The 6,101-nt window shown below is 73.9% G+C and carries 5 protein-coding genes; all 5 read left to right on the top strand.

Annotated features, from left to right (window positions below):
- Positions 1-580: hypothetical protein (locus GFJ45_RS16490; RefSeq protein WP_228387099.1), on the top strand; the 580-nt coding region annotated here is incomplete at its 5' end.
- Positions 581-585: 5 nt separating this feature from the next.
- Positions 586-2,532, top strand: a complete 1,947-nt coding sequence (locus GFJ45_RS14580; RefSeq protein ID WP_194288695.1) for a peptidoglycan D,D-transpeptidase FtsI family protein — start codon at positions 586-588, stop codon at positions 2,530-2,532.
- Positions 2,529-3,977, top strand: coding sequence for a UDP-N-acetylmuramoyl-tripeptide--D-alanyl-D-alanine ligase (locus tag GFJ45_RS14575; RefSeq protein ID WP_153398477.1), 1,449 nt, complete (start codon positions 2,529-2,531; stop codon positions 3,975-3,977). The genes GFJ45_RS14580 and GFJ45_RS14575 overlap by 4 nt, the downstream gene beginning before the upstream one ends.
- Positions 3,977-5,092, top strand: a complete 1,116-nt coding sequence (mraY, locus tag GFJ45_RS14570) for a phospho-N-acetylmuramoyl-pentapeptide-transferase (protein WP_153398475.1) — start codon at positions 3,977-3,979, stop codon at positions 5,090-5,092. The genes GFJ45_RS14575 and mraY overlap by 1 nt, the downstream gene beginning before the upstream one ends.
- Positions 5,074-6,101, top strand: a 1,028-nt coding sequence (locus GFJ45_RS14565; protein ID WP_267128869.1) for a Mur ligase family protein, incomplete at its 3' end; no start/stop codon positions are given. The genes mraY and GFJ45_RS14565, both read left to right, overlap by 19 nt.

The following is a 6,101-nucleotide window of genomic DNA, read 5'->3' as shown; positions in this document are numbered from 1 at the left end:
ACCGCAGCAGCACCACGTGTTCTTCCAACGCCTCCAGGACCGGCCCGATCGAGGCGGTGAAGTCGCCGCCGACGCGCCGCGCCGAGCCACCACCCCGGCCGCACCGCGCCGAGGTGCACCGGTCACGTCGCCGCGCCGGGAGCGGCTGCGGCTGGTCGACGCGCTGCCGCAGCGGCAGTCGGCCACCGGCTTCGCGGTGCTGTGCATCGCGCTGCTGGGCGGCGCGCTCATCGCCGCGCTGCTGCTGAACACCTGGCGGGCCGAGGCCTCGTTCGTGGCCAGCGACCTGCGCGCCGAGGCCACCGAGCTGCACGACACCCGGGTCACCCTGGAGGAGGCGGTCGCCCGCACCACCTCACCGGCGAACCTGGCCGCCGAGGCCGAGGAGCTGGGCCTGCAGCCCTCACCCTCCACCGCGGTGCTGCGGCTCTCCGACGGCGCCGTGCTCGGCGTGGCAGCGACCGTCACCGAGGAGGGGCCGCTTACCGTGGACACGTCCTCGGTGGCCGTCGAGCCCACTCCGGCCAGCCCGCCCGCCGAGGAAGCCCAGACCGACAGGGACCCGACCGAGGAAGGCTGACGCCGGTGGCTGACGCAGGACATCGCCGCGGCGAGCGGTCCCGCGGCCCGTCCCGCAGCCGCCGTGCTCCCCGCGCCACCCCGCCCCGCGACCCGAGGCTGCGGGACCGCCGCGGCGTGGTGCACCCGCAGCGGCGGGTGCGGGTGCTGCTGCTGGGCGTGTTCGTGGTTTTCAGCCTGTTCGCCGCCCAGCTGGTGCGGCTGCAGGGGCTGGACGCCGCGACCGTGTCGGCCGCGGCCATCGACGGGCGGCTGCGCGAGGCCACCATCCCCGCCGCCCGCGGCACCATCACCGACCACGACGGGACCCCGCTGGCCGAGAGCGTGGAGCGCAGGCACATCACCGCCGACCCGCTGGCGGTGCAGGAGTACACCAAGGTCGTCGACGGCGACCGGGTCACCGTCGGGGCCGCCGGGGCGGCGGCCGACGTCGCCGAGGTCACCGGCAGCGACCCGGCGGTGCTGGAGCAGCGGCTCACCGCCGACCCCAGCAGCCGGTTCACCTACCTGGTCAAGGACGTCAGCCCTAAGCAGTGGCAGGACGTGCGCCGGCTGGGCATCCCCGGGCTCCACGCCGAGGAGTACCGCAAGCGCACCTACCCGCTGGGGGAGTCGCACGCCCCCGTCCTGGGCTGGGTCGGCAGCGGCGACGAGCCGGCCGGTGGCGTGGAGCTGGTGGTCGACGACGTGCTGACCGGCACCCCCGGGCGCCGGGTCTACGAGCAGGGCGGCGCCGGGCAGGAGATCACCACCGGCTTCTCCGAGGAGGAGCCGGCCGTCCCCGGCCACGACGTCACGCTCACCCTCGACTCCGACCTGCAGTGGTACGCCTACGACGCCGTGAAGCAGCGGGTGGAGGAGGCCGGCGCGGTCAGCGGCTACGCCATCGTCACCAACATCGAGGGGGAGGTGCTGGCGCTGGCCAGCTACCCCTCCTTCGACCCCAGCGACTCCTCCCAGGACGCCAGCGACATGCGCAACGCCGCGATCGAGGACGCCTACGAGCCCGGCTCGACCGGCAAGGTGATGACCGCGGCGGCGCTGCTGGAGCAGGGACTGGTCGAGCCGGAGACCCCGATCGTGCTGCCCAGCGGGCGGCTGCCTCGCGGCGGCACCACCTTCAAGGACGCCCACGACCCCGAGGACGACATCTATCGCACCTTCGCCGGGGTGCTGGCCACCTCCTCCAACATGGGCACCATCCTGGCCGGGGAGGACATCGAGGACCAGGTGCTCTACGACTACATGCGCCGGTTCGGGATGGGGGAGACCTCCGGGCTCGGGCTGCCCGGGGAGTCCCCGGGGCTGATCTGGGCGCCGCAGAACTGGTCCCGGACCACCAAGTACACGATGCTCTTCGGGCAGGGACTGACCAGCAACGCGCTGCAGCAGCACGGCGTGTTCCAGACCATCGCCAACGGCGGCGTCTCCGTGCCGCCCACCCTCATCGAGGGCACCACCGCCCCCGACGGCACGGTCACGCCGCGGGAGCGCGCCACGGGCGAGCGGGTGATCGCCGAGGAGACCGCGCAGACGCTGACGACGATCATGGAGAACGTCCCCTCCGCCAGCGGCACCGCGCCGCTGGCCGCGGTCGACGGCTACCGGGTCGCCGGCAAGACCTCCACCGCCAGCCGGGTGGACCCCCGCACCGGCCGCTACAGCGGCGTCACGTCGGCGTTCGTCGGCTACGCTCCCGCCGAGGACCCCCAGTACGTGGTGTCGGTGACGATCCAGCGGCCCACCCGCATCAGCCAGTGGGGCGGCACCATCGCCGGGCCGGTCTTCTCCGACATCATGCGCTACACCCTCCAGGAGCACGGCGTGCCGCCCAGCGACACCGAGTCCCCCGAGATCCCCCTCGTCTACGACCCCGACCGGCGGGCGCCCGGGCACCCGAAGGGTGTCACACTGGGCGACATCGCCATCAAGGACGAAAGGGACGGCGAGTGATCCCACTGTCGCTGCGGCAGATCGCGACGGTCACCGGCGGCAGGGTGCACCCCGAGAACGCGGCCGAGGTGCTCATCGAGGGCACCGTGGTCACCGACTCCCGGGAGGCCGGTCCCGGCAGCCTGTACGTCGCCCGGCGCGGCGAGCACGCCGACGGCCACGCCTTCGTCGGCGCCGCCGCCGACAACGGCGCGGTCGCCGCCCTCGTCGACCATCTCCCGGAGGGGGCCGGGGTGCCCTGCGTGGTCGTGAGCGACACCCAGGAGGGGTTCGGGCAGCTGGCCCGGGAGGTGGTGGGCCGGTGCCAGGAGTCCGGGGGCCTGGAGATCATCGGCATCACCGGCTCCTCCGGCAAGACCTCCACCAAGGACCTGATGGCCCAGGTGCTGGGCCGGCTCGGCGAGACGGTCGCCCCCATCGCCTCCTACAACTCCGAGGTCGGCGTGCCGCTCACGGTGTGCCGGCTGACCCCGGACACCCGCTACCTGGTGGCCGAGATGGGGGCTTCGGGGGTGGGACACATCGCCTACCTGACGACCATCGCACCACCCCGCATCGGGGTGGTGCTCAACGTCGGGTCCGCCCACCTGGGCGAGTTCGGCAGCCGCGAGGCGATCGCGCACACCAAGGCCGAGCTGGTGCGTCCGCTGCCCGAGGACGGGGTGGCGGTGCTCAACGCCGACGACGCCGTGGTCGCGGCCATGGCCGCGCAGACGCGTGCCCGCGTGTTGACCGTAGGCCGGTCCGCCGACGCCGACGCCCGCGCCACCGACGTGCGGCTGGACGAGCGGGGCCGGGCCCGGTTCACCATGACGCTGCCCTCGCACGAGCAGCCGCTGCCGGTCGCGCTGCGGCTGCACGGGGAGCACCAGGTCGGCAACGCGCTGGCGGTCGCCGTCGTGGCCGCCGAGCTGGGCATGGCCCCGGCCGACATCGCCACCGCGCTCGGCGAGGCGGACCCGGTCAGCCGCTGGCGGATGGAGGTCCACGAGCTGCCCGGCGGAGTCACCCTGGTCAACGACGCCTACAACGCCAACCCCGAGTCGATGGCCGCCGCGCTGCGCTCGCTGGCCGCGATGAGCGGCGGCGGCCGCACCATCGCCGTCCTCGGCGAGATGCGCGAGCTGGGCGCCGAGTCCGTCCAGGAGCACCTGCGCATCGGCGAGCTGGCCGCCGACCTGGGCATCGACGTGCTGGTGGCCGTCGGTCCCGGCGCCGCGCCCGTCGGCGACGGCTACGCCGCCGCGACCGGGGGTGACCCGGGCCGGCGACAGGTGCACCGCCCCGCCGACCGGCACGAGGCCCGCGCGCTGCTGGGCGACCTGCTCACCGCCGGGGACGTCGCGCTGCTGAAGTCCAGCCGCGACTCCGGGCTGCGGCTGCTCGGCGACGAGATGGTGCAGGGCAGCCAGGGAGCCGAGGCGCCGCAGCGAGGCCGCGTCTGATGGCTACCGTCGTGGTAGCGGCTGCGGTCGCCCTCGTGGTCTCCCTGCTGGGCACGCCGCTGTTCATCCGGTACCTGGTGGCGCAGGGCTACGGGCAGTTCATCCGCGACGACGGTCCCGACACCCACCACACCAAGCGCGGCACCCCCACGATGGGCGGTGCCGTCATCATCGCGGCCACGCTGGCCGGCTACCTGCTGTCGCACCTGGCGCTGCTGGCCGTGGAGGCGATGGGGCTGATCGAGCTGCGCGGCACCCGGATGACCGCCAGCGCGATGCTGGTGCTGTTCCTGATGGCCGGGCTGGGACTGGTGGGGTTCCTGGATGACTTCATCAAGATCTCCAAGCAGCGCAGCCTGGGCCTGCGCAGCGGTGAGAAGCTGATCGGCCAGACCGCGGTGGCCGTCGTGTTCGCGGTGCTGGCGCTGCAGTTCCCCGGGGACTCCTTCCGCACCCCGGCCAGCACCGCCATCAGCTTCGTGCGCGACACCCGGATCGACTTCGCGGTGGCCGGCACGGTCGGCGGGCTGATCCTGTTCGTGATCTGGGCCAACATCATGATCGCCGGCGCCTCCAACGGGGTGAACCTCACCGACGGCCTGGACGGGCTGGCCACCGGCGCCAGCGTCATGGTCTTCGGCGCCTACGTGCTCATCGGGGTGTGGCAGTCCAACCAGAACTGCCAGCTGATGCCGGGCCCGAACTGCTACGACGTGCGCGATGCCCACGACCTGGCGGTGGTCGCGGCCTGCGTGGCCGGCGCCTGCTTCGGCTTCCTATGGTGGAACGCCTCACCGGCGAAGATCTTCATGGGCGACACCGGCTCGCTCGCGCTGGGCGGGGCGCTGGCCGGACTGGCGATCATGACCCAGACCCAGCTGCTGATGGTGATCCTGGGCGGGCTGTTCGTCCTCATCACGCTGTCGGTCATCATCCAGGTCGCCTCGTTCAAGATGACCGGCAGGCGGGTGTTCCGGATGGCGCCGCTGCAGCACCACTTCGAGCTGGTCGGGTGGAACGAGGTGACCATCGTCATCCGGTTCTGGATCATCGCCGGGCTGTGCGTCGCCGGCGGGCTCGGGATCTTCTACGCCGAGTGGGTGGCGCAGCTGTGACCCGGCTCGCCGGGCTGACCCACCGCGACGCGAGCTGGGCCGGGCTGCGGGTCGTCGTCGCCGGCCTGGGGGTCAGCGGCTTCGCCGCCGCCGACGCCCTGCTCGAGCGCGGGGCGCGGGTGACCGTCCTCGACGCCGGCAGCCGCCACCCGGCCCCGGCCCGGGTGCAGCGCGAGCGCGCCACCGTGCTGGAGATGCTCGGCGCCGACGTCCGGCTCGGGCCCGAGCACGTCGAGGCGTTGCCGGCCGACCTGGCCGCACCCGCCGCGACCGACCTGGTGGTGACCTCGCCGGGCTGGCGGCCGGACCAGCCGGTGCTCGCGGGGGCGGCAGAGCGGGGCCTGCCGATCTGGGGGGAGGTCGAGCTGGCCTGGCGGATGCGGCCGGCCGAGGGCGCGGCACCGTGGTTGACCGTGACCGGCACCAACGGCAAGACCACCACGGTCCGGCTGCTGGCGGGCATGCTCACCGCCGCCGGGCTGCGCGCCACCGCCGCCGGGAACGTCGGCACCCCGATCCTGGAGGCGGTGCTGCACCCCCAGCCCTACGACGCCATCGCCGTGGAGCTGTCCAGCTTCCAGCTGCACTACAGCGCCTCACTGGCGCCGCTGGCCTCGGCGTGCCTCAACCTCGCCCCGGACCACCTGGACTGGCACGGCTCGCTCGCCGCCTACCGGGACGCCAAGGCCAAGGTGTACGCGCGCACCCAGGTCGCCTGCGTCTACAACGCCCAGGACCAGGTCACCGAGCAGATGGTGCGCCGGGCCGAGGTGCAGGAGGGCTGCCGCGCCGTCGGGTTCACCCTCGGGGTGCCCGGCCTGTCCGAGGTGGGGCTGGTCGAGGACGTGCTCGCCGACCGGGCCTTCGTCGAGGAGCGCACCACCTCGGCCGCGGAGCTGGGCACCCTCGCCGACCTGCGGCCGGAAGGTGCGCCCGCGGACTCGCCGGTGCCGCCGCACCTGGTCGCCAACGCGCTGGCCGCCGCAGCGCTGGCCCGCGCCGCCGGCGC

This window comes from Ornithinicoccus halotolerans, assembly GCF_009602535.1.
GTDB classification, from domain to species: domain Bacteria; phylum Actinomycetota; class Actinomycetes; order Actinomycetales; family Dermatophilaceae; genus Ornithinicoccus; species Ornithinicoccus halotolerans.
Note: the sequence above shows the minus strand (reverse complement) of the source record. Positions and strands in the feature narration are given on the sequence as shown.

Excerpts from the sequence above, each read along its gene's own strand:
- mraY (WP_153398475.1), top strand. The coding sequence starts at position 3,977 with ATGGCTACCGTCGTGGTAGCGGCTGCGGTCGCCCTCGTGGTCTCCCTG.